This is a genomic window from Streptomyces sp. NPDC051561, assembly GCF_044454195.1.
In the GTDB taxonomy this organism is placed as follows: Bacteria; Actinomycetota; Actinomycetes; order Streptomycetales; family Streptomycetaceae; genus Streptomyces.
In genome coordinates this window covers 287,757-307,915 of sequence record NZ_JBITDM010000002.1, presented here as the reverse complement: position 1 = coordinate 307,915, position 20,159 = coordinate 287,757, and the positions used below count along the sequence as shown (strand labels likewise).

The 20,159-nt window shown below is 69.5% G+C and carries 19 protein-coding genes and 1 riboswitch; of the genes, 9 read left to right on the top strand and 10 right to left on the bottom strand.

The window, feature by feature from the left end; genetic code table 11:
- Positions 1–76: 76 nt before the first annotated feature.
- Together ACIA73_RS05720 and def are read left to right on the top strand one after the other, a co-directional pair.
- Positions 77–1,060, top strand: coding sequence for a tetratricopeptide repeat protein (locus ACIA73_RS05720; protein ID WP_399437015.1), 984 nt, complete (start codon positions 77–79; stop codon positions 1,058–1,060).
- Positions 1,061–1,119: 59 nt separating this feature from the next.
- Positions 1,120–1,752, top strand: a complete 633-nt coding sequence (gene def, locus ACIA73_RS05715; protein ID WP_399437014.1) for a peptide deformylase — start codon at positions 1,120–1,122, stop codon at positions 1,750–1,752.
- A 94-nt stretch (positions 1,753–1,846) separates the two neighbouring features.
- Here the strand turns inward: def and ACIA73_RS05710 are convergent, their stop codons facing one another.
- Complete coding sequence (locus ACIA73_RS05710) at positions 1,847–2,443, bottom strand: TetR/AcrR family transcriptional regulator (RefSeq protein WP_399437013.1); 597 nt, start codon at positions 2,441–2,443, stop codon at positions 1,847–1,849.
- A 143-nt stretch (positions 2,444–2,586) separates the two neighbouring features.
- Between ACIA73_RS05710 and ACIA73_RS05705 the strand changes: the two genes are divergently transcribed.
- Both ACIA73_RS05705 and ACIA73_RS05700 read left to right on the top strand, forming a co-directional pair.
- A complete protein-coding gene (locus ACIA73_RS05705) occupies positions 2,587–3,021 on the top strand; it encodes a RidA family protein (protein WP_399437012.1) in 435 nt (144 codons plus the stop codon).
- The gene (locus tag ACIA73_RS05700; protein ID WP_399437011.1) at positions 3,018–4,154 is read left to right on the top strand and encodes an alkene reductase; all 1,137 of its coding nucleotides are present in this window, start codon (positions 3,018–3,020) and stop codon (positions 4,152–4,154) included. Before ACIA73_RS05705 ends, ACIA73_RS05700 begins: the two co-directional genes overlap by 4 nt.
- Before the next feature lie 19 nt (positions 4,155–4,173).
- Here the strand turns inward: ACIA73_RS05700 and ACIA73_RS05695 are convergent, their stop codons facing one another.
- On the bottom strand, positions 4,174–5,142 hold the full coding sequence (locus ACIA73_RS05695; RefSeq protein ID WP_399437010.1) for a helix-turn-helix domain-containing protein: 969 nt from the start codon (positions 5,140–5,142) through the stop codon (positions 4,174–4,176).
- An 81-nt stretch (positions 5,143–5,223) separates the two neighbouring features.
- Here ACIA73_RS05695 and ACIA73_RS05690 point away from each other — a divergent pair, with 81 nt between their 5' ends.
- A complete protein-coding gene (locus ACIA73_RS05690; protein ID WP_399437009.1) occupies positions 5,224–5,397 on the top strand; it encodes a hypothetical protein in 174 nt (57 codons plus the stop codon).
- Here the strand turns inward: ACIA73_RS05690 and ACIA73_RS05685 are convergent.
- The 8 genes from ACIA73_RS05685 to ACIA73_RS05650 form a co-directional block, all read right to left on the bottom strand.
- Positions 5,379–6,137, bottom strand: coding sequence for a metallophosphoesterase (locus ACIA73_RS05685; protein ID WP_399437008.1), 759 nt, complete (start codon positions 6,135–6,137; stop codon positions 5,379–5,381). The two genes, ACIA73_RS05690 and ACIA73_RS05685, sit on opposite strands and share 19 nt — an antisense overlap.
- A 98-nt stretch (positions 6,138–6,235) precedes the next feature.
- Positions 6,236–7,252: a ribonucleotide-diphosphate reductase subunit beta gene (locus tag ACIA73_RS05680; protein WP_399437007.1), complete on the bottom strand. Its 1,017-nt coding sequence runs from the start codon at positions 7,250–7,252 to the stop codon at positions 6,236–6,238.
- Positions 7,252–9,654, bottom strand: a complete 2,403-nt coding sequence (locus tag ACIA73_RS05675) for a ribonucleoside-diphosphate reductase subunit alpha (RefSeq protein WP_399437006.1) — start codon at positions 9,652–9,654, stop codon at positions 7,252–7,254. The genes ACIA73_RS05680 and ACIA73_RS05675 overlap by 1 nt, the downstream gene beginning before the upstream one ends.
- 143 nt (positions 9,655–9,797) lie before the next feature.
- Positions 9,798–9,931, bottom strand: a riboswitch (cobalamin riboswitch).
- Positions 9,932–9,997: 66 nt separating this feature from the next.
- A complete protein-coding gene (locus tag ACIA73_RS05670) occupies positions 9,998–10,498 on the bottom strand; it encodes a GNAT family N-acetyltransferase (protein WP_399437005.1) in 501 nt (166 codons plus the stop codon).
- A gap of 99 nt (positions 10,499–10,597) precedes the next feature.
- Positions 10,598–10,798, bottom strand: a complete 201-nt coding sequence (locus ACIA73_RS05665; RefSeq protein ID WP_399437004.1) for a YbdD/YjiX family protein — start codon at positions 10,796–10,798, stop codon at positions 10,598–10,600.
- A 2-nt stretch (positions 10,799–10,800) separates the two neighbouring features.
- A complete protein-coding gene (locus tag ACIA73_RS05660) occupies positions 10,801–13,032 on the bottom strand; it encodes a carbon starvation CstA family protein (RefSeq protein ID WP_399437003.1) in 2,232 nt (743 codons plus the stop codon).
- A gap of 184 nt (positions 13,033–13,216) precedes the next feature.
- Entirely contained in the window at positions 13,217–13,501 is a 285-nt protein-coding gene (locus tag ACIA73_RS05655; RefSeq protein WP_399437002.1) for a hypothetical protein, read from the bottom strand.
- Between the two features lie 284 nt (positions 13,502–13,785).
- Entirely contained in the window at positions 13,786–14,568 is a 783-nt protein-coding gene (locus tag ACIA73_RS05650; RefSeq protein WP_399437460.1) for a GntR family transcriptional regulator, read from the bottom strand.
- A gap of 530 nt (positions 14,569–15,098) precedes the next feature.
- Here ACIA73_RS05650 and ACIA73_RS05645 point away from each other — a divergent pair.
- From ACIA73_RS05645 to ACIA73_RS05630, 4 genes are all read left to right on the top strand, one after another.
- Positions 15,099–16,385 carry an extracellular solute-binding protein gene (locus tag ACIA73_RS05645; protein WP_399437001.1) on the top strand — a complete coding sequence of 429 codons (1,287 nt, stop codon included), beginning with the start codon at positions 15,099–15,101 and terminating at the stop codon, positions 16,383–16,385.
- Positions 16,386–16,603: 218 nt separating this feature from the next.
- On the top strand, positions 16,604–17,599 hold the full coding sequence (locus tag ACIA73_RS05640; RefSeq protein ID WP_399437000.1) for a carbohydrate ABC transporter permease: 996 nt from the start codon (positions 16,604–16,606) through the stop codon (positions 17,597–17,599).
- Positions 17,596–18,501, top strand: coding sequence for a carbohydrate ABC transporter permease (locus ACIA73_RS05635; RefSeq protein WP_399436999.1), 906 nt, complete (start codon positions 17,596–17,598; stop codon positions 18,499–18,501). The genes ACIA73_RS05640 and ACIA73_RS05635 overlap by 4 nt, the downstream gene beginning before the upstream one ends.
- Before the next feature lie 6 nt (positions 18,502–18,507).
- Positions 18,508–20,073: a glycoside hydrolase family 3 protein gene (locus ACIA73_RS05630; protein WP_399436998.1), complete on the top strand. Its 1,566-nt coding sequence runs from the start codon at positions 18,508–18,510 to the stop codon at positions 20,071–20,073.
- Positions 20,074–20,159 lie beyond the last annotated feature (86 nt).

The following is a 20,159-nucleotide window of genomic DNA, read 5'->3' as shown; positions in this document are numbered from 1 at the left end:
GGCATGGTTGGATGCGAAGAGAGCCCCTGCGGCAGGACTACGGCAGGGGAAGAGAGCCAACCGGCAGGCGGGAATCGTGAGGATCTTCGGGAAGGTACGGCATCGGCCCTCCGCCTCGTGGCGGCAGGCCACCGACCGCGCGTTCACGCTGATCGGCGACGGTCGGTACGAGGACGCGGGAGCGCTGCTGACGCGCGCGGCGGATCTCGAACCCTGGCTCTCGGAGTCCTGGTTCAATCTGGCGCTGCTGCACAAGTTCCGGCACGACTGGGACGAGGCGCGGGCCGCCGGGCTGCGCGCCGTGGCCCTGCTCGACCGGGAGGCCGGCGCCCCCGACTGGTGGAACGTCGGAATCGCCGCCACCGCGCTCCAGGACTGGCCGCTCGCGCGCCGGGCCTGGCAGGCGTACGGGCTGAAGGTGCCCGGCGCCCCCACCGAGAGCGGCGAACCCGTCGGCATGGAGCTGGGCAGCGCTGCCGTCAGGCTCTCCCCGGAGGGTGAGGCCGAGGTGGTCTGGGGCCGCAGGCTGGACCCCGCCCGCATCGAGGTGCTGTCCATCCCGCTGCCGTCCTCCGGGCGCCGCTGGGGCGAGGTCGTGCTGCACGACGGCGTACCGCACGGGGAGCGGGTGACGGCTGCCGGGCCCTCCTTCCCGGTCTTCGACGAGATCGAGCTGTGGGCGCCCTCGCCGGTGCCGACGTGGGTGGTGCTGCTGGAGGCGGCCACCGAGGCCGACCGGGACGCCCTGGAGCGGCTGGCGGCCGACGCCGGTTTCGCCGCCGAGGACTGGTCGTCGTCGGTACGGCTGCTCTGCCGGACCTGCTCGGAGTCGCGGATGCCCTCCGACGAGGGCGACGGCGAACAGCACCTGGACCCGCACGACCACAGCGAGCCGGGCCATCCCGGCCCGCTGGGCCACCGTACGAACGGAGACCTCTGGGTCCCCGAGCGCGAATGCGGCCTGGCCGCACCTCCCGGACTGGTCCGGGGCCTGCTCGACGGCTGGGTCGCGGACAGCCCGGACAGCCGCGAGTGGCGGGATCTCGAAGAGGTCTGCTGAGCGGCCGACGTACGCTGTACGGGCATCGATTCGGGTTTTGAGGAAGGCGTACGGCGGACATGGCGCAGCAGCAGCAGGTCGACGAGCAGGTCAGTAGCGAGTTCGTCGTGGACACGGAGGACTGCGAGGCGCGCGAGCTTGCGTACCGCGAGCGCGGCACGGCCCGCCCGATCACGGTCGTCGGCAACCCGGTGCTGCACCGCGAGTGCAAGGACGTCACCGAGTTCGACGACAAGCTCGCCGCTCTGATCGACGACATGTTCGCCAGCCAGAAGGCCGCCGAGGGTGTCGGCCTGGCCGCCAACCAGATCGGCGTCGACCTCAAGGTCTTCGTCTACGACTGCCCCGACGACGACGGCAACCGCCACACCGGCCTGGTGGTCAACCCGGTCCTCGACGAGCTGCCCGCCGACCGCCGCGTGCTGGACGACTCCAACGAGGGCTGCCTCTCGGTGCCCACCGCCTACGCCGAGCTGGCCCGCCCGGACTACGCCGTCGTGCGCGGCCAGGACGCCGAGGGCAACCCGATCGCTGTCGAGGGCACCGGCTACTTCGCCCGCTGCCTCCAGCACGAGACGGACCACCTCTACGGCCGCCTCTACATCGACCGCCTCTCCAAGCGCGAGCGCAAGGCCGCCCTCGCGCAGATGGAAGAGGGCACGGCCCGCTACGAGACGGTGCCCAACGCGTAGTCCCCCACGCCTGACGTGTAGTCCCCACGCTGAGACACAGGCTCTGACGCCCACCGGTGCCCGGCCCCTCGACGAGGGGCCGGGCACCGGCCGTTCACCCCGCTTCGGGCCGGGGGCGCAGGCCGAGCAGGACGTCCTGGACGAGGTCGGCGCTGCCCCTGACCGCTTCGTCGCCGAAGCCCAGGAAGTGCCGGTAGTGGATCGGCGCGTAGAAGAGGTCGACCATCACATCGGTGGGTACGTCGGAGCGGAGCTGCCCGGCGGCGACGGCGGCATCCAGCCGGGCCCGGCACTCCACGATGCTGGGGACGAGGATCGTTTCGCGGAACGCCCTCATCAGCTCGGGGTCGTTCTGGGCCTCGCCCATGACGCCCCGGTATGCCTCGCTGATCCTGCCGGTGATGAGCCGCTCGGTGACCGCGGTGATCTGGGTCCTGAGGTCGGCCGCGATGTCGCCGGTGTCGGGGAAGGCGAAGTCGTCACCGAGTTCCTCGCGCATCGCCTCCAGCACCACTGCGCCCTTGGAGCGCCACCAGCGGTAGATCGTGGGCTTACCCACGCCCGCCTGGGCGGCGATGCCCTCGATGGTCACCTTCGCGAAGCCCTTGCGGCTCACCAGGTCGAACGCGGCGTCGAGGATGGCCTTGCGGGCGCGCTCGCTGCGCCGCTCACTGTTCGGATCGGGGGTCATGGGTCTCACCCTACCGCTCGCGTGACGTTACGTTTCGTTTTGACAGGTCGCCTCGATGTGTTCTACCTTCCGTAGCGTTACGAAACGTTTCGTAACGTCAGTTCGCGGGGTCGGAACCGGGCCCGCCGGGACAGGGGAGAGGCATGTCCGAGAAGACCGAGAGAGCCGAGGAAAGCTCAAGGGCCCGGATCGAGAAGATCGCCACCACGCCGGACTGGTACGCGCCGTACCGGATATCCCAGGCCGTGCGCGCCGGGGGCTTTGTGCACGTGTCCGGGCAGGCGGGGTTCGAGGAGGACGGGACGACCGTCGCGGGCGGGTTCCTGGAGCAGGGGCGGCAGGCGTTCCGCAACGTCGGGCGGGTACTGGAGACGGCCGGGCTGACCTTCGGGGATGTGATCAAGGTCGGGATCTTCGTACGGGACATGACGGCGAACCTCCCGCACGTGATCACGCTGCGCGGCGAATTCCTGGCCGAGCCCTACCCCGCCGACACGCTGATCGAGGTCGTCTCGCTGGCACGGCCGGACTGGCAGATCGAGGTCGAGGCCGTCGCGCTGGACCGGAGCGCCGCATGAGCGCCGGGGCGGGCACCGGGCGGGTGGAGGAGATGGAAGTGCGGGAGTTGCTGGAGCCCTACCGTGCCGGGCGGCTGGACCTGGCGAACCGACTGGCGATGGCGCCCATGACGCGGGGCCGCGCCGACGACGTCACGGGGGTGCCGAGCCGGTACGCGGCCACGTACTACGGGCAGCGTGCCCGAGCCGGGCTGCTGATCACCGAGGGCGTGTACGTCAACGCCCTCGCCAAGGGCGGCCCCGGCATCCCGGGGCTGGTCACCGAGGCGCAGGTGCGCGGGTGGCGCGAGGTGACGGATGCGGTGCACGCCCGGGGCGGCACGATCTTCGCGCAGCTGTGGCACGTGGGTCGGATGACACACCCCGTGACGCTGCCCACCGGTGAGCTGCCGGTCGCCCCGTCGGCCGTCGGCATCGAAGGGGGGCAGATCTTCACCCGGGACGGACTGCTCGGCCATGTCGTGCCACGCGCCCTGACCACCGACGAAATCGCCGCTACGGTACGGGACTTCGCGACCGCCGCCGGGCGCGCGATCGAGGCGGGCTTCGACGGTGTGGAGATCCACGGGGCCAACGGCTATCTGATCCAGCAGTTCATCGCCGAGAACACCAACCTGCGCACCGACGCGTACGGTGGCTCGCTCGCCGGCCGTCTGCGGTTCGCGACGGAAGTGGTCGAGGCGGTCGCCCACGAGATCGGTGCGGACCGGGTGGGCCTGCGCATCTCGCCGGACAACGCCGAGAACCAGCTCGCCGAGACCGATGCGCGCACCACCTACCGCGCCCTGGTGAAGGCGCTCGATCCGCTGGGCCTCGGCTACCTCCACATACTGGAGAACGGGCGCTACGACGCCATTGCTGACCTGCGGAAACACTGGTCGGGCACCCTCGTCGCCAATACGAACGGCCTGGCGCCGAGCAGTCCCGCAGCCGGGGCGCGGCGGGTACGCGACGGGGACGCGGACGTGATCGCCCTCGGCCGCCTCTTCATGACCAACCCGGACCTGCCCGCCCGGCTCGCCGACGGCACCGCGCTCGCGGGACCGCCGACGGAGCACGTCTACGGGGGAGGCGCGCAGGGCTACACCGACTACCCGGCCGCGGTGGCCCCGGGCATTCCGGCGGCGGCGTAGGCAAACCGGTGCGGGTGGTTCAGGCCGCCCGCGCCGGCCCCCTGAAGGTGCGGCGGTACGCGTGCGGGGTCGTGCCCAGGGTGCGCAGGAAGTGGTGGCGCAGCCCCGCCGCCGTACCGAAGCCGGAACGGCCCGCCACCGCGTCGATCGTCTCGTCGCTCGCCTCCAGCAACTGCTGCGCCAGCAGCACCCGCTGACGCAGCACCCAGCGGTACGGGGTGGTCCCGGTCTCCTGCTGGAAGCGCCGGGCGAAGGTCCGCGGCGACATGTGCGCCCGCGCCGCCAACTGCTCGACGGTCAGGTCGACTTCGAGGTTCTCGGTCATCCACACCAGTACGTCGCCCACGGTGTCGCAGCGCGCCGTCTTCAGCGGCCGCTCGATGTACTGGGCCTGCCCGCCGTCCCGGTGCGGCGGCACCACCATCCTTCGCGCGATGGTGTTGGCCACCTCCGGCCCGTCCTCCTGCCGTACGAGATGCAGACAGGCGTCGATCCCGGCAGCCGTACCGGCCGAGGTGATCACCGGACCCTCGTCGACGTACAGCACATCGGGCTCCAGCCGCGCTTTCGGATACCGCCGGGCCAGCTCGTCCACATGCCGCCAGTGCGTGGTGCACCGCCGTCCGTCCAGCAGCCCCGCCGCCCCCAGCACGAACGCCCCCGAGCAGACGCTCAGCACCCGCGCGCCCCGCTCCACACCCCGCCGCAGCGCCGCCAGCAGCGGCTCCGGATAGGTCCGGGCCTCGCAGTGCTGATCGGCGGGTATCGCGATCAGGTCCGCCTCCTCCAGCCTGTCCAGACCGTGCGGCACACTGATCGAGAACGCCCCCGAACGGGCGGGGAGTTCACCGGCCTCCACCGCACACACCGCGAAGTCGTAGACCGGCAGCCCCTCTTCGCTGCGATCGATCCCGAACACCTCGCACAGCACGCCCAGTTCGAACGGATTGACCCCGTCGACCAGCGCCACAGCCACGTTTCTCAACATACAGCCAGTGTGGCAGCAATTCGACGTCCGATGGCAGTCCTGCCACTGACCAAATCCGCCGCACTGAACGACAGTTGAGCCATGAACACATTCCTGGACTACCTGACCGTAGCGCTCGTCTTCGTCCTTATCGCCCTTCCCTCACTTCTCGGGCACGCCCGGGACCTGAGGATCGACCGCCAGCTCCGCCGCGCCGAGCGCCCCGCCTCCGCCCCGGCCAAGATAGCCAACTCCCACTACGAACTGACGAGTTGATTCGGCACCACCCGGAAATGGGTGGTCAGCCGATGTGCCTCGTCCAGCACATGAAAGGCCAGTCCGGGCGGCTGCTCCCGGTCCGCCGCCCCCTCGCCCTCCCAGGGCAGCCGCAGTGTCCACGTCACCGCAGGACCCACCACCAGAGGCCGCCCGGCGAACGCCGAGGCGGCCGCGGTGTGTGCGTGCCCGGTCAGCAGGGCCACCACCTGCGGACGTGAAGCCATCAACTCACCCAGCCACTCCGGCTGTTGCAGCTGGTACTTGTCCGGCAGCGGATGATGCACCGCCACCGGCGGCTGATGGAAAGCGAGCAACGCCGCAGTCCCCTCCTCCAGCGCGTCCAGCGTGCTGGTGATCCACTCCCGGGTCTCCCCGTCGAGCCGCCCCTCGTCCCGCCCCGGAATCGTGGAGTCGATCATCAGGATCGCCACGCCCTTGACGTGATGCACCCGGTTGACCGGCCGGTCCGAGGCCGGCTCGCCCAGCAGCGCCTTGCGGTACACCGCCCGTACATCGTGATTCCCGGGACACATCAGCACCGGGAACGGCGCCTCCAGCAGCCCCGCCGCCTCCTGGTACTCGCTCTCCGTCCCGTGATCGGCGATGTCCCCGGTGACCAGCAGGGCGTCCACCGGCCGCGGCAGCCTGCGGAGGTACGTCATGACACGGAGCGCCCGCTCGGTGGAACGGGCGGTGCCGTCCAGGTGCAGATCGCTGATCTGGGCAAGCAGAAGCACGTACGGGTCCCCCGACTCTCGCTCATGGAAAAGGAGTTCCACACGGTAGTGCGCGGCGAGTGAGGGGGGACCCGTGGGGGTGGTGCGTCTCGCGGACTCTAGAAGTCGTCGTCGAAGCCGACGGTGCCTTCGACCGCGACCTGGTAGGCCGACGGGCGGCGCTCGAAGAAGTTCGTCAGTTCCTGGACGCCCTGGAGCTCCATGAAGGAGAAGGGGTTGGAGGAGCCGTACACCTTCGGGAAGCCGAGGCGCTCCAGGCGCTGGTCGGCGACGCACTCCAGGTACTCGCGCATGGACTCGGTGTTCATGCCCGGCAGACCCTCGCCGCACAGGTCACGCCCGAACTGCAGCTCGGCGGCGACGGCTTCCTTCAGCATGTCGGTGACCTGCTGCTGCAGCTCGTCGTCGAAGAGCTCGGGCTCCTCCTTGCGGACGGTGTCCACGACCTCGAACGCGAAGTTCATGTGCATCGTTTCGTCCCGGAAAACCCAGTTCGTCCCCGTCGCCAGCCCGTGCAGCAGACCCCGGCTGCGGAACCAGTACACGTACGCGAAGGCACCGTAGAAGAACAGGCCCTCGATGCACGCCGCGAAGCAGATCAGGTTGAGCAGGAAGCGGCGGCGGTCGGCCTTCGACTCCAGGCGGTCGATCTTCTCGACCGAGTCCATCCACTTGAAGCAGAACTGGGCCTTCTCGCGGATCGAGGGGATCTCCTCGACCGCGTCGAAGGCGGCCGCGCGGTCCTCCGGGTTGGGGAGGTAGGTGTCCAGGAGGGTCAGATAGAACTGGACGTGCACGGCCTCCTCGAAGAGCTGCCGCGACAGGTACAGCCGCGCCTCGGGGGAGTTGATGTGCTTGTAGAGGGTCAGCACCAGGTTGTTGGAGACGATCGAGTCGCCGGTCGCGAAGAACGCGACCAGACGGCCGATCATGTGCTGTTCACCCGGGGTGAGCTTGGCGAGGTCGGCGACGTCCGAGTGGAGGTCGACCTCCTCGACGGTCCAGGTGTTCTTGATCGCGTCCCGGTAGCGCTCGTAGAAGTCGGGGTAGCGCATGGGGCGGAGGGTCAGCTCGAAGCCCGGGTCGAGCAGGTTCTTGACGGGGGGAGTGGACATTACTGGCAGGCCTCGCAGGACTCGGGGTTTTCCAGGGAGCAGGCGAGCGCTTCGGCGTCTGTCGCCTGCTGAACGGGGAGGGTGGGGGCGGGAGCGGAGACTGCCGCCGTCTGCGAGCCGGCCGCGCGGGCGATCCGGGTGGCCGGGCGGGAGCGCAGGTAGTACGTCGTCTTCAGCCCCTTCTTCCAGGCGTACGCGTACATCGAGCTGAGCTTGCCGATGGTGGGCGTTTCCAGGAAGAGGTTGAGGGACTGGGACTGGTCGAGGTACGGGGTGCGGGCGGCGGCCATGTCGATCAGGCCGCGCTGCGGGATCTCCCAGGCGGTGCGGTAGAGGTCGCGGACCTCGGCGGGGATCCAGTTGAAGCCCTGGACCGAGCCGGAGGCCTCGCGCAGTGCCTCGCGGGTCTGGGCGTCCCAGACGCCGAGCGCCTTCAGGTCGTTGACCAGATAGGAGTTGACCTGGAGGAACTCGCCGGAGAGGGTCTCGCGCTTGAAGAGGTTGGAGACCTGCGGCTCGATGCACTCGTAGACACCGGCGATGGACGCGATGGTGGCGGTGGGGGCGATGGCGAGCAGCAGCGAGTTGCGCATGCCGGTGCGTGCGATACGGGCGCGGAGGGCTTCCCAGCGCTCCGGCCAGTTGACCTCGACACCGTAGTGGTCGGGGTGCAGTACGCCACGGGCGGTGCGGGTCTTCTCCCAGGCCGGGAGCGGGCCGGAGCGCTCGGCGAGGTCGCAGGACGCCTCGTACGCGGCGAGCATGATCCGCTCGGCGATACGGGTGGAGAGGGCGGCCGCCTCGGGGGAGTCGAACGGCATCTTCAGCTGGAAGAAGACGTCCTGGAGGCCCATCGCGCCGAGGCCCACCGGGCGCCACTTGGAGTTGGAGGTGGCGGCCTGCTCGGTCGGGTAGAAGTTGATGTCCACCACCCGGTCCAGGAAGGTGACGGCGGTGCGGACGGTCTCGTCCAGCCGCTCCCAGTCGATGTCGCGGGTGGCGGGGAGGACGAAGGCGCCCATGTTGACCGAGCCGAGGTTGCAGACGGCGGTCTCGCCGTCGTTGGTCACTTCGAGGATCTCGGTGCAGAGGTTGGAGGAGTGGACCGTGTGGCCCGGCTCCGCCGTCTGGTTGGCGGTGCGGTTGGAGGCGTCCTTGAAGGTCATCCAGCCGTTGCCGGTCTGCGCGAGGGTGCGCATCATGCGGCCGTAGAGCTCCCGGGCGGAAATGGTCCTGCGGGCCAGGCCCGCCGCCTCCGCCTTGCGGTACGCGGCGTCGAACTCGTCGCCCCACAGGTCGACCAGCTCGGGCACGTCGGCGGGGGAGAAGAGGGACCACGGGCCGTCCTGGTCGACCCGGCGCATGAACTCGTCGGGGATCCAGTGCGCGAGGTTCAGGTTGTGCGTACGGCGGGCGTCCTCGCCGGTGTTGTCGCGGAGCTCCAGGAACTCCTCGATGTCCGCGTGCCAGGTCTCCAGGTAGACGGCGGCGGCACCCTTGCGCCGGCCGCCCTGGTTCACGGCGGCCACGGAGGCGTCGAGGGTCTTCAGGAACGGGACGATGCCGTTGGAGTGCCCGTTGGTGCCCCGGATCAGGGAGCCGCGGGCGCGGATGCGGGAGTACGAGAGGCCGATGCCGCCGGCGTGCTTGGAGAGGCGGGCCACCTGGTGGTAGCGGTCGTAGATGGAGTCCAGCTCGTCGACGGGGGAGTCGAGGAGGTAGCAGGACGACATCTGCGGGTGGCGGGTGCCGGAGTTGAAGAGCGTCGGCGAGGACGGGAGGTAGTCCAGCCGGCTCATCAGCCGGTAGAGGGAGGCGACCTCGGCGAGAGCCCGCTCGCTGTCGTCCTGCGCGAGGCCGGAGGCCACCCGCAGCATGAAGTGCTGCGGGGTCTCGACGACCTGGCGGGTGATCGGGTGGCGCAGCAGGTAGCGGCTGTAGACGGTGCGCAGGCCGAAGTACTCGAAGCGGTCGTCGCCCTCCAGGTCGATCAGTGCGTCGAGGGCCGCCGCGTGCTTGCTGACGAAGCCGGCCGTACGGTCCGCGATGAGCCCTTCGCGGTGGCCGACGGCGACGGAGCCGGAGAAGGAGTGCACACCCTGGGTGGCGGCCTCGTCCCGGATCGTACGGGTGAGGAGGCGGGCGGCCAGTCGCGAGTAGGCCGGGTCCTCGGAGATGAGACCTGCGGCGGACTCGGTGGCGAGCTCCCGGAGTTCGGCGGCGTCCGAGCCCGCGTGGCGCCCACGGAGGGCGGCGGCGGCGACCCGGCCGGGGTCGGTGTCGGGCAGGTCGGCGGTCAGGTCGGTCAGGGTGCGCAGGAGGGCGGTGCCGGGGGCGTCCTGCTGGTCCTGGTGGTCCGTACGCTGCTCGGCGATGGCCGGGTCGACTGGCGCGATGGTCACGTGGGGGCTCTCCCTCGCTCGGCGCCGTGCCTGCGGCGGGAGGAAGGGGCGCACGGGCGCACGCCGGCCCGGAAACGGGCGTACGTCGCCTTGCGTCCACTGGCCCTACCGCGAGGCCCGGACGAATCGGTGTCCGGATCGGTCGAACCGGACGGGCTGTCGGCAGGTGCTCGGACTCGGCGTGCGCAAATGTGCACAAGGCATACCGTTGCGGGACAGTTCCGGATTCGCACCGGATTCCCCTGCGGTGACAGCAGCCATGAGCATACATGTGGTGGGTGCTGGGTGATGCACCCACCACATCTTGTGTCGCGCGCCGGGGCTCTTCCCTTGCGGAAGCGGCTCAGAGGGTCATCTTGTACGTCAACAGGCTCAATCCGGGAACCGGTTCCCAGTCCCGTTCCGGGGTGCGCGTGAAGCCGAGGCGCTCATAGATCCGGTGCGCCCCGAGCATGGCGGGCTGGGTCGACATCACCAGTCGTACGACACCCCGCTCGGCCCTCGCTCGCGCGACGCACTCCCGCACCAGGGCCTCGCCGACGCCCCGCCCGCGGGCCCGGTGGGCGACCGCCAGCATCCGGAACTCGGCCTCCCCCGGCCGGCCGATGTCCTGTAGCGGACTGCCCTGGGCGGCGTAGGTGACCGTGCCCAGGAGGGTGTCGTCGGTGTCCACGGCGACCAGCAGGTCGGCCTTGCCTGCGCGGGCCGGGGTGTCGCGCAGGACCAGGAGGTACGGGTCCTCGGCGCCGGCGCCGAGGAGGCCGTCGTCGAGGTAGGCGGATGCGGTGAGGTCGCCGGTTTCGGGGAATTCGGTGGGCCGGGCGGCCCGGATGCGGATGTCCATGGCAGGGAGTGTGCATGGCGACGGCCCGGTGCCCCACCCCGTTTCGAGGGGCGGGACACCGGGCCGTCAACGTGGCGCGGGTACGTAAGGGCCGAGGGGTCAGCAGCAGCGGAACCCCTCGCGGGGGTCGCCCTCGCGGGCGTCCGTGCGGCTGCGCTCGAAGGCGCGGCGGGTCATCACCGGGGCGTCGGGGGAGTGGGTGCGGGCGTGGGCCACATAGTGGTCGTACGCTGCCTCGCCGGTCAACTCGCGGACGTACCAGCGTAGTTGGGAGAAGCGGCGACGTGCACTCAGGGCCATGCTCACACCGTACTCCCGGTCCTGGCCGGGCTGTCCGCGCCGGCGGCGGCCAGTTCCGCCTTCTCCTCCTTGGTGGCGAAGAGGGAGGCCGGGGCGACGATTTCCGACTTGACGTACGGGGTCTCGCTGACCTTGACGCCCCCGGGGTTGCGGATCGCCTTGAGGCAGGCGCGGCAGGCCTCGAAGAGGACGACCACGATGAGGACGGCGAAGAGGATCGAAAGGACACCGTCCACCGTGGAGTTGGTGACGATGGTCTCCATCTGCTCGCGGTTCTTGGCGAGTCCGACCTTGTCGAGGCCCTTGTCGAGCGCGCTCTGGTAGACGTCGCGCTGGGCGAAGAAGCCCACCCGGGGGTCGGCGGAGAAGATCTTCTGCCAGCTGGCGGTGAGGGTCACCGCGACGTCCCAGAGCAGCGGAACGGCCGTCACCCAGGCGTACTTGAGACGTCCCGACTTGATCAGCAGCGTGGTGCAGACCGCGAGCGCGACGGCGGCCAGCAGCTGGTTGGCGATGCCGAAGAGCGGGAAGAGCTGGTTGATGCCGCCCAGCGGGTCGTGCACGCCGACCCAGAGGAAGTAGCCCCAGGCGAAGACCACGATGGCGCTGGCGATCCAGACGCCCGGCTTCCAGCTGACGTTCTTGAACGGCTTGTAGACGTTGCCCAGCATGTCCTGGAGCATGAACCGGCCGACCCGGGTACCCGCGTCCAGCGTCGTCAGAATGAACAGCGCCTCGAACATGATCGCGAAGTGGTACCAGAAGGCCTTGAGCGCGGCGCCGCCGAAGGCCGCCGAGAAGATCTCCGAGAGGCCGAGCGCGAAGGTCGGCGCGCCTCCCGTCCGGTGCAGCAGGCTGGCCTCCTCGACGTCCTTGGCGGCCTGCGCCAACGCGTCGGGAGAGATGGAGAATCCGAGGTTGCCGACCGCCTGTGAGGCGGCCTGCACGGTGTCGCCGACCACACCTGCGGGCGCGTTGACCGCGAAGTACAGACCCGGGTCGATGATGCAGGCGGCTATCAGCGCCATGATCGCGACGAACGACTCGACCAGCATGGAGCCGTAGCCGATCGTGCGGATCTGGGTCTCCTTCTGGATCATCTTCGGGGTGGTCCCCGAGGAGATCAGGGCGTGGAAGCCGGAGAGCGCACCACAGGCGATGGTGATGAAGACGAACGGGAAGAGCGAGCCCGCGAAGACCGGTCCGGTGCCGCTGGTCGCGAACTTGGTGATGCCGTCCATCTTCAGGGTGGGCATCGCGATGAGGACGCCGACGGCCAGCAGACCGATGGTGCCGACCTTCATGAAGGTGGAGAGGTAGTCGCGCGGGGCGAGCAGCAGCCACACCGGCAGTACGGACGCCAGGAATCCGTAGATCACCATGTAGATGACCAGCGTGCCGGGCTCCAGCGTGAAGGTCTCCGCCCAGGAGGACTCGGCGACCCAGCCGCCCGCGATGATCGCGAGCAGCAGCAGGACGACGCCGATCAGCGAGATCTCACTGACCCGGCCGGGCCGCAGCACCCGCAGGTAGATGCCCATGAAGAGGGCGATCGGGATGGTCATCGCGATGGAGAAGACACCCCAGGGCGACTCGGCGAGCGCGTTCACGATGATCAGCGCGAGGACCGCGAGCAGGATGATCATGATGGCGAACACGGCGATCAGCGCGGCCGCGCCGCCGACCACACCGATCTCGTCCCGCGCGATCTGGCCGAGCGAACGGCCGTCCCGGCGGGTGGAGAAGAAGAGGGTCACCATGTCCTGGACGGCGCCCGCGAAGATCACGCCCGCCACGATCCAGAGGGTGCCCGGCAGATATCCCATCTGGGCCGCAAGGACCGGACCGACCAGCGGACCCGCGCCGGCGACGGCCGCGAAGTGGTGGCCGAACAGGACCCGGCGGTCGGTGGGGTGGAAGTCCACGCCGTCGTTGAGGCGCTCGGCCGGGGTGGCCCGGGTCTTGTCGACCTTGAGGACCCGGTTCGCGATGAACTTCGAGTAGAAGCGGTAGCCGATGGCGTACGAGCCGAGGGCCGCGGCCAGCATCCAGGCGGCCGACACCTCCTCGCCGCGCGAGAGGGCGAGCACCGCCCAGCCGGCCGCGCCGACGAGCGCCACCAGCGTCCAGATCGCCACGGACTTCGGCGAAAGTTTGCGCGCGGGTGCGGACGGGGCCCCGGTTTCCGGGGCCCCGTCCCCTGCTGTCCCGGCTGTCTGTCTCGGCTCTGCCATGATGGTCCGTCCCCTCGCGCGCGATCATCCTGTGACGTGCGCGAAATCTAGGGGCTGTGACCGCGCCGCGTAACCCCCTGTCCGCATATCGGTACGGACACGGGGCAACCACCGCAGGTCAGCGACGTACCGGCGTCAACTTGGCGGGGTGGGCGGCGGCCGGCCGCGCCCGGGGGTGCGGCGGCTACCAGCAGACGTACTCGCGGTTGGGCTGCTTGATGTGCTCACCGGTGTTCGGCTTCTTGTAGTAGACGTAGTAGAGGCCGTACCAACGCTGGGTGGAGGACTGGGTCTTGCTCTTCAGGGACTGGATCCAGGTCACCCCGCCGGAGGTGTTGGTGTAGGACGACGGGCACCCCTTGCCCGACAGGTTGGTGGGGCCGCCGGCGGCGAGCGCCGAGGTGGACATGGTGGCGGCGAGCAGTCCGCCCGCGACGGTCACCGCCGCCAACTTCGCCTTGTTCCTCATGGGTTGACGCACCTTTCGGGGAATTCGCGCAGGTGCGGCCCGTGTCGGGCCGCGTGGGTGCCGGTGGCCACCTGGCGCCCCGATCCTGCGGAGCGGCCCGGTCCGGGTCAATGGTCCAGACCGCTCGGCTGGCCGGAAACTGCTGGACCACGGCCGGGAGCGCACCCCTCGGCCCTCCCGCGCACCTGGGCGGATCTCCGCGCCTGCGCCGGGACCGGGCATGCCGAAGGGGCCGCATTTGTGCCCTGCGGCCCCTCTTCGGGAGTGTGTCCTCTGATCGCGGGTCAGTCCTGCGGCCGCTGAAGCCTGGCCACGAACTTGTACCGGTCGCCGCGGTAGACCGACCGCACCCACTCCACCGGCTCGCCGTTCCGGTCCAGCGAGTGGCGCGAGAGCATCAGCATCGGCAGCCCGACGTCGGTGCCCAGCAGTCCCGCCTCGCGCGGGGTCGCCAGCGAGGTCTCGATGGTCTCCTCGGCCTCCGAGAGGCGTACGTCGTAGACCTCGGCCAGCGCGGTGTAGAGCGAGGTGTACTTCACCAGCGAGCGGCGCAGCGCCGGAAATCGCTTGGCCGACAGGTGAGTTGTCTCGATCGCCATCGGCTCGCCGCTGGCCAGACGCAGTCGCTCGATGCGCAGTACGCGGCCGCCGGCGGTGATGTCGAGCAGCCCGGCGAGGGTGTCGTCGGCGGTGACGTACCCGATGTCCAGGAGCTGCGAGGTGGGTTCGAGGCCCTGGGCCCTCATGTCCTCGGTGTACGAGGTGAGTTGCAGGGACTGCGAGACCTTCGGCTTGGCGACGAAGGTGCCCTTGCCCTGGATGCGCTCCAGGCGGCCCTCGACGACCAGTTCCTGGAGTGCCTGGCGGACGGTGGTGCGGGAGGTGTCGAACTCGGCGGCCAGGGTGCGCTCGGGGGGCACCGGGGTGCCGGGCGGCAGCGTCTCCGTCATGTCGAGCAAGTGCCTTTTCAGGCGGTAGTACTTGGGGACGCGGGCGGTCCGGGTGGGTGCGCCGGTGGGGGCGGTCGGCTCGTTCCCGGTGACCGCGGGGGTGTCGGTGGTGTCCATGGCCGCGCTGCTCTCCGTGCTTCCCGTACGTCCGAGGCTTTCCGTGCCGCCGAGGCTTCCCGTACGTCCGAGGCTTCCCGTACGTCCGAGGCCTTCCGCACGTCCGACGCCTTCCGTGCTGTCCACGCTGCCCGCGCTTGCCGTGGATCCCCCGTCGGTGGTCATGCTGGTCCGCCTTCCCGGTTCCTGCGCTGCTGCCGTCACCGGCTTCTCCGTCTGTCATGGATGGTGGCACGGTCCGCCGCGCGGGGCTCGGGCTCCGCGCGATTCCTTCTTATACACCGCGTGGCCCGTGAACGCGGTGGCCACAGAGGCTCTTGAGAGTTCTTGGGCGGGGACAGGTGTCGGTCCGGTAACGGACACATCGAGTCGTCTTACACACCCTTGACACCCCAAAAGGTCTAGGCCAAGCTCCAGCTACTGGTCTAAACCATTAAAGACCAGGTCCCGGTCCCACAGGCCGTACTTCGTGCGTAGTCCTCGCGGTGGGCCAGGGGTTTTCAGGCATCCCTGAGCAGGAGAGTGGCGTAATGAAGCGCAAGCTCATCGCGGCGATTGGCGTCGCCGGCATGTTGGTCAGTGTCGCGGCGTGTGGTTCCGACACCAAGAAGGCCGGTGGCGGCGAGAAGGCGGCCGACACCAAGGAACTCACCGTCTGGCTGACGGTCGATGCCCAGAAGAACTGGCCGGAGCTGGTCAAGGCCGCGGACGACGCGGTCACCAAGAAGATCCCCGGCATCAAGATCAAGCACGAGTACTACGGCTGGCCGGACAAGAACGCCAAGCTCGACGCCGTGCTCGCCACGGACAACGCCCCCGACGTGGTCGAGATGGGCAACACCGAGATGCTCAGCTACATCGCCACCGGCGCCTTCGCCGAGGTCGACCCGAAGAAGTTCGACGCTTCGGACCAGTGGCTGGACGGCCTCAAGGCCTCCGTGACGTACGAGGGCAAGACGTACGGCGTCCCCTACTACGCCGGTGGCCGCGTGGGCACTTGGCGCAAGGACATCGCCGCCGAGGCTGGTGTGAAGGCCGCTCCCAAGACGTACCAGGAGCTGACCGCCGCCCTCGACAAGATGCAGCAGAAGAAGGGCGCCAAGTTCAGCGGCTGGTACCAGCCGTCGCCGGACTGGTACGCGGCGATGTCCTTCGTGTACGAGGCGGGCGGCTCCATCGCGAAGGAGGAGGGCGGCAAGTTCAAGGCCAACCTCTCCTCGCCGGAGTCCCAGAAGGGCCTCAACGAGTACAAGAAGGTGCTCGACACCTACATGAAGGCCGACAAGACCAAGGACGAGTCCGACCGTCCGGTCGTCTTCGGCCAGGGCAACGCCGGCATGATCTTCGGCGCCGGCTGGGAGGGTGCGACCGCCGCCCTCAAGGAGAACGACAAGGTCGGCAAGCTCGACACCAAGCTTGAGAACTTCGTGATGCCCGGCCCGTCCGGCAAGGCCATGCCGGTCTTCCTCGGCGGCTCGGACCTGGCCGTCCCGGCCAAGTCCAAGGCGCAGGAAGCCGCTGCCGAGTGGATCAACGCCTTCACCGGCAAGGACGGCCAGAAGGTCCTCGCCGCCAAGGGCAACCTGCCGAACAACAAGACGGACCTCGCGCCGCTGAAGCAGGACCCGAAGACGGTCGTCCCGGCCACCGCGGCCGAGTCCTCCTGGTTCGTGCCGATGGCGCCGGGCTGGGGCCAGATCGAGAAGGCGCAGGTCCTCAAGACCATGCTCCAGGAGATCGGCACCGGCAAGAAGTCCGTCGCCGACGCGGCCAAGGTCGCCGACGCCGCGATGGACAAGGTCATCAACACCAAGTGACCTCCCGGGGCCTGTGCCCGGACCCCGCGGGGTCCGGGCACAGGCCCTGAGGCAGGGCTCCGCCGCACGGCGGGGCCCTGCCGCCTGCCCGTGCCGGGCCCGTCCCGGTGTGCCACGTCCCACCCGGGAGAGCTCCCGAAGGGGAGTGGGAGCTTCCCCTGCGGGACGCGGCACGGCACGAATGCAGTTGTACGAGAGGGATCGCTGAGGAGCGCGCGATGAGTGCCGCAGAGACAACCACCGCCAAGGTGCCGCCGTCGCGGCAGGCACCCTCGCCGGGCACGGCCGGCACCCCCGGGAAACAGCCGGGCCGCAAGGGAAGGAACGGTGGAGCGGCAGCGCCCTGGGCCCTGCTCGCCCCCTGCCTCCTGGTCCTGGTCCTGGTCCTCGGATATCCGCTGGTCCGCCTGGTCACCCTCGCTTTCCAGGACTTCGGCAAGTCCCAGCTCTGGGGTTTCAAGGACACCGAGTCGGTCGGCTTCGCGAACTTCGCCAAGCTCTTCTCCGACAGTGAGTTCTGGGCCGTCGTGGTCCGCACGATCCTGTTCGCCGGCGGCGCGGTCATCTTCACGATGGTCATCGGCATGGCCATCGCGCTGCTGCTGCAGAAGGTTTCCGGCTGGGTCAAGATCCTCATCAACGTTGCCCTCATCGCCAGTTGGGGCATGCCGATCGTCGTCTCCACCACCGTCTTCAAGTGGATGTTCGACACCGACTACGGCGTCCTGAACTACCTCATCGACAAGCTTCCCGGCGTCGACATGAGCGGCCACAACTGGTTCGCCAGCGGCCCCCAGGGCCTCGCCGTCATCATGCTGCTGGTGGTCTGGGGCGCGGTGCCGTTCGTGGTCATCACCCTCGGCGCCGGACTCACCCAGGTCCCCAAGGAGCTGGAGGAGGCGGCCCGCCTCGACGGCGCCGGGGCGATCAAGGTCTTCCGGTACGTCACGCTGCCGATCCTCAAGCCGATCATCGTGATGCTGACGACCCTCTCGCTCATCTGGGACATGGGCGTCTTCCCCCAGGTCTTCGTGATGCGCAACGGCCACCCCGAGGCCGAGTTCCAGCTGCTCACCACGTACTCGTACGACAAGGCATTCGTCGTCAACGACTACTCCGGCGGCTCGGCCATCGCGCTGGTCACCGTCCTGCTCCTGCTCGGCGTCGTCGCCGTCTACATGCGCCAGATGCTCAAGATCGGAGAGGTGGAGTGACCTCGACCTCAGCGGCTCCCGCCCACGCCCCCGCCCAGCCCGCCAAGCCCTCCGGGCCTGCCAAGAAGGTCGCCAGGCCGCGCCGCAGGAAGAGCAAGCTGGGCTGGAACCTGATCGGCCTGCTGGTCTTCGTGACCGCCGGGTTCCCCGTCTACTGGATGCTGAACACCGCGTTCAAGCCCGCCAAGGACGCGATCGACCCCAACCCGCACTTCTTCCCGGTCGACTTCACCCTGGACAACTTCTCCCGGGCGTTCGAGGTCTCCGACTTCTGGGGTCCGGTCGGGCGCAGCCTGATCGTCTCGCTGGTCGTCGTGATCGTCGGCATCCTGGTCGGCCTGCTGGCCGCCCTGGCCATCTCGCGGTTCGCCTTCAGGGGCCGCAAGGCCGTCATCGTCGGCATCCTCGCGGTCCAGATGGTGCCGCTGGTCGCCATGATCATCCCGGTCTTCCTGCTACTCAACGACCTGGGTCAGTACGACAAGCTCTCGGGCCTGATCATCACGTACCTGACCTTCATCCTGCCCTTCACGGTGTGGACGCTGCGCGGTTTCATCGTCAACATCCCCAAGGAGCTGGAGGAGGCGGCCATGGTCGACGGCTGCACCCGCACCTCCGCCTTCATGCGCGTCGTCTTCCCGCTGCTGGCCCCGGGCATCGTCGCGACCTCCGTCTACGGCTTCATCCAGGCCTGGAACGAGTACCTGTACGCCCTGATGCTGATGAGCCAGCAGAACCAGACCGCCACGGTCTGGCTCAGCAACTTCACCACCAAGCAGGGCACCGAGTACGCGCCGATGATGGCCGGTTCCACCATGATGGCCGTGCCCATCGTGATCCTCTTCCTCATCGTCCAGCGCAAGATGGCCGCGGGTCTGACGGCCGGCGCTGTGAAGGGATAACGCTCCATGACGACGCTCGTAAGCGGCACCACGGACACCCTCACCCGTGACGCCCTCGCCGTCCTCCAGCCCGGCTTCACCGGCACCTCCGCCCCCGACTGGCTGCTGCGCAGTGTGGGTGAAGGCCTCTCCTCGGTCGGCCTGTTCGGTCGCAACATCGCCTCCCCCGAGCAACTCGCCGCGCTCACCGCCCAGTTGCGGGCCGAGCGGGACGACGTCCTGGTCGCCATCGACGAAGAGGGCGGAGATGTCACGCGGCTGGAGGTGCGCGGAGGTTCCTCCTTCCCCGGCAACCTCGCGCTCGGCGCCGTCGACGACACGGCCCTCACCCGGGACGTGGCCCGCGAGCTGGGCCTGCGCCTCGCCGAGTGCGGCGTCAACCTCAACTGGGCACCGTCGGCCGACGTCAACTCCGACCCGAAGAACCCGGTCATCGGCGTACGTTCGTTCGGCGCCGACCCGCTCCTGGTCGCCCGGCACACCGCCGCGTACATCGAGGGACTCCAGGCCGCGGGCGTCGCCGCCTGCACCAAGCACTTCCCCGGCCACGGCGACACCAGCGTGGACTCGCACCACGACATGCCCCGCATCGATGTGGACCTGGACACACTGCACGCCCGTGAGCTGGTGCCTTTCCGGGCCGCGATCGCCGCGGGTTCCAAATCGGTCATGAGTGCGCATATTCTTCTCCCTGCGCTCGACCCCACCCGTCCCGCGACTCTCAGTCCGCAGATCCTCACCGGTCTGCTGCGCGAGCAGCTGGGCTACCAGGGGCTGATCATCACGGACGGCATGGAGATGCAGGCCATCTCCGCGACGTACGGAATCGAGCGCGGCTCCGTCCTGGCGATCGCCGCCGGCGCCGACGCGATCTGCGTGGGTGGCGGACTCGCCGACGAGGAGACCGTTCTGCGGCTGCGCGATGCGCTGGTGCAGGCGGTCCGCTCCGGTGAACTGCCACAGGAGCGGCTGGCCGATGCGGCTGCCCGGGTTCGCGCCCTGGCCGCGTGGACGCAGACGGCCCGGACTTCGGGGCCGGGCGCGGCAGTGCAGGAGGGGACCGCGCCCGGCAACGAGATCGTCCGCGAACGCATCGTCACCGCCGCCGACCGCACGGGCCGGGACCGCGAGGTCGGTCTGACCGCGGCCCGCCGCGCGGTGTGCGTCACCCGCGCCCCGGGTGCCACCGAGGTCACTTCCGCCCCGTACGTCGCCGCGTTCACCCCGGTCGCGAACATCGCGGTCGGTGACGAGACCCCGTGGGGCGTCGCCGCCGACCTGGCGCGGCTCCTCCCGGGTACCGAGACCGGCACCTTCGACGCCTCCACGGGCTCCGCCGAGTCCGTGCTGGCCGCCGCCGGGGAGCGTCGTGTCGTCGCCGTCGTGCGCGACGAGCACCGTCACCCGTGGATGGCCGCCGCCCTCGACGCACTCCTGGCCGCGCGCCCGGACACCGTGGTGGTCGAGATGGGCGTCCCGCAGTCCACCCCGCGCGGTGCGCTGCACGTGGCCACGCACGGCGCGGCCCGCGTCTGCGGCCAGGCGGCCGCCGAGGCGATCACCGGTCGCTGACCGTCTTTGGTACGGCGAAGGGCCGGGCATCCTCGGGGGGGATGCCCGGCCCTTCGCCGTCAGCAGCCGGTGTTCGGACCCAGCTG

What these genes read in the sequence shown, in the direction of transcription:
- ACIA73_RS05645 (WP_399437001.1), top strand. Translation starts at nt 15,099, where the DNA reads ATGAAGCGCAAGCTCATCGCGGCGATTGGCGTCGCCGGCATGTTGGTC.
- ACIA73_RS05640 (WP_399437000.1), top strand. Translation starts at nt 16,604, where the DNA reads ATGAGTGCCGCAGAGACAACCACCGCCAAGGTGCCGCCGTCGCGGCAG.
- ACIA73_RS05630 (WP_399436998.1), top strand. Translation starts at nt 18,508, where the DNA reads ATGACGACGCTCGTAAGCGGCACCACGGACACCCTCACCCGTGACGCC.
- ACIA73_RS05710 (WP_399437013.1), bottom strand. Translation starts at nt 2,443, where the DNA reads ATGACCCCCGATCCGAACAGTGAGCGGCGCAGCGAGCGCGCCCGCAAG.
- ACIA73_RS05660 (WP_399437003.1), bottom strand. Translation starts at nt 13,032, where the DNA reads ATGGCAGAGCCGAGACAGACAGCCGGGACAGCAGGGGACGGGGCCCCG.
- ACIA73_RS05650 (WP_399437460.1), bottom strand. Translation starts at nt 14,568, where the DNA reads ATGGACACCACCGACACCCCCGCGGTCACCGGGAACGAGCCGACCGCC.
- ACIA73_RS05665 (WP_399437004.1), bottom strand. Translation starts at nt 10,798, where the DNA reads ATGGCCCTGAGTGCACGTCGCCGCTTCTCCCAACTACGCTGGTACGTC.
- ACIA73_RS05705 (WP_399437012.1), top strand. Translation starts at nt 2,587, where the DNA reads ATGTCCGAGAAGACCGAGAGAGCCGAGGAAAGCTCAAGGGCCCGGATC.
- ACIA73_RS05700 (WP_399437011.1), top strand. Translation starts at nt 3,018, where the DNA reads ATGAGCGCCGGGGCGGGCACCGGGCGGGTGGAGGAGATGGAAGTGCGG.
- ACIA73_RS05680 (WP_399437007.1), bottom strand. Translation starts at nt 7,252, where the DNA reads ATGTCCACTCCCCCCGTCAAGAACCTGCTCGACCCGGGCTTCGAGCTG.
- ACIA73_RS05670 (WP_399437005.1), bottom strand. Translation starts at nt 10,498, where the DNA reads ATGGACATCCGCATCCGGGCCGCCCGGCCCACCGAATTCCCCGAAACC.
- def (WP_399437014.1), top strand. Translation starts at nt 1,120, where the DNA reads ATGGCGCAGCAGCAGCAGGTCGACGAGCAGGTCAGTAGCGAGTTCGTC.
- ACIA73_RS05695 (WP_399437010.1), bottom strand. Translation starts at nt 5,142, where the DNA reads ATGTTGAGAAACGTGGCTGTGGCGCTGGTCGACGGGGTCAATCCGTTC.
- ACIA73_RS05690 (WP_399437009.1), top strand. Translation starts at nt 5,224, where the DNA reads ATGAACACATTCCTGGACTACCTGACCGTAGCGCTCGTCTTCGTCCTT.
- ACIA73_RS05655 (WP_399437002.1), bottom strand. Translation starts at nt 13,501, where the DNA reads ATGAGGAACAAGGCGAAGTTGGCGGCGGTGACCGTCGCGGGCGGACTG.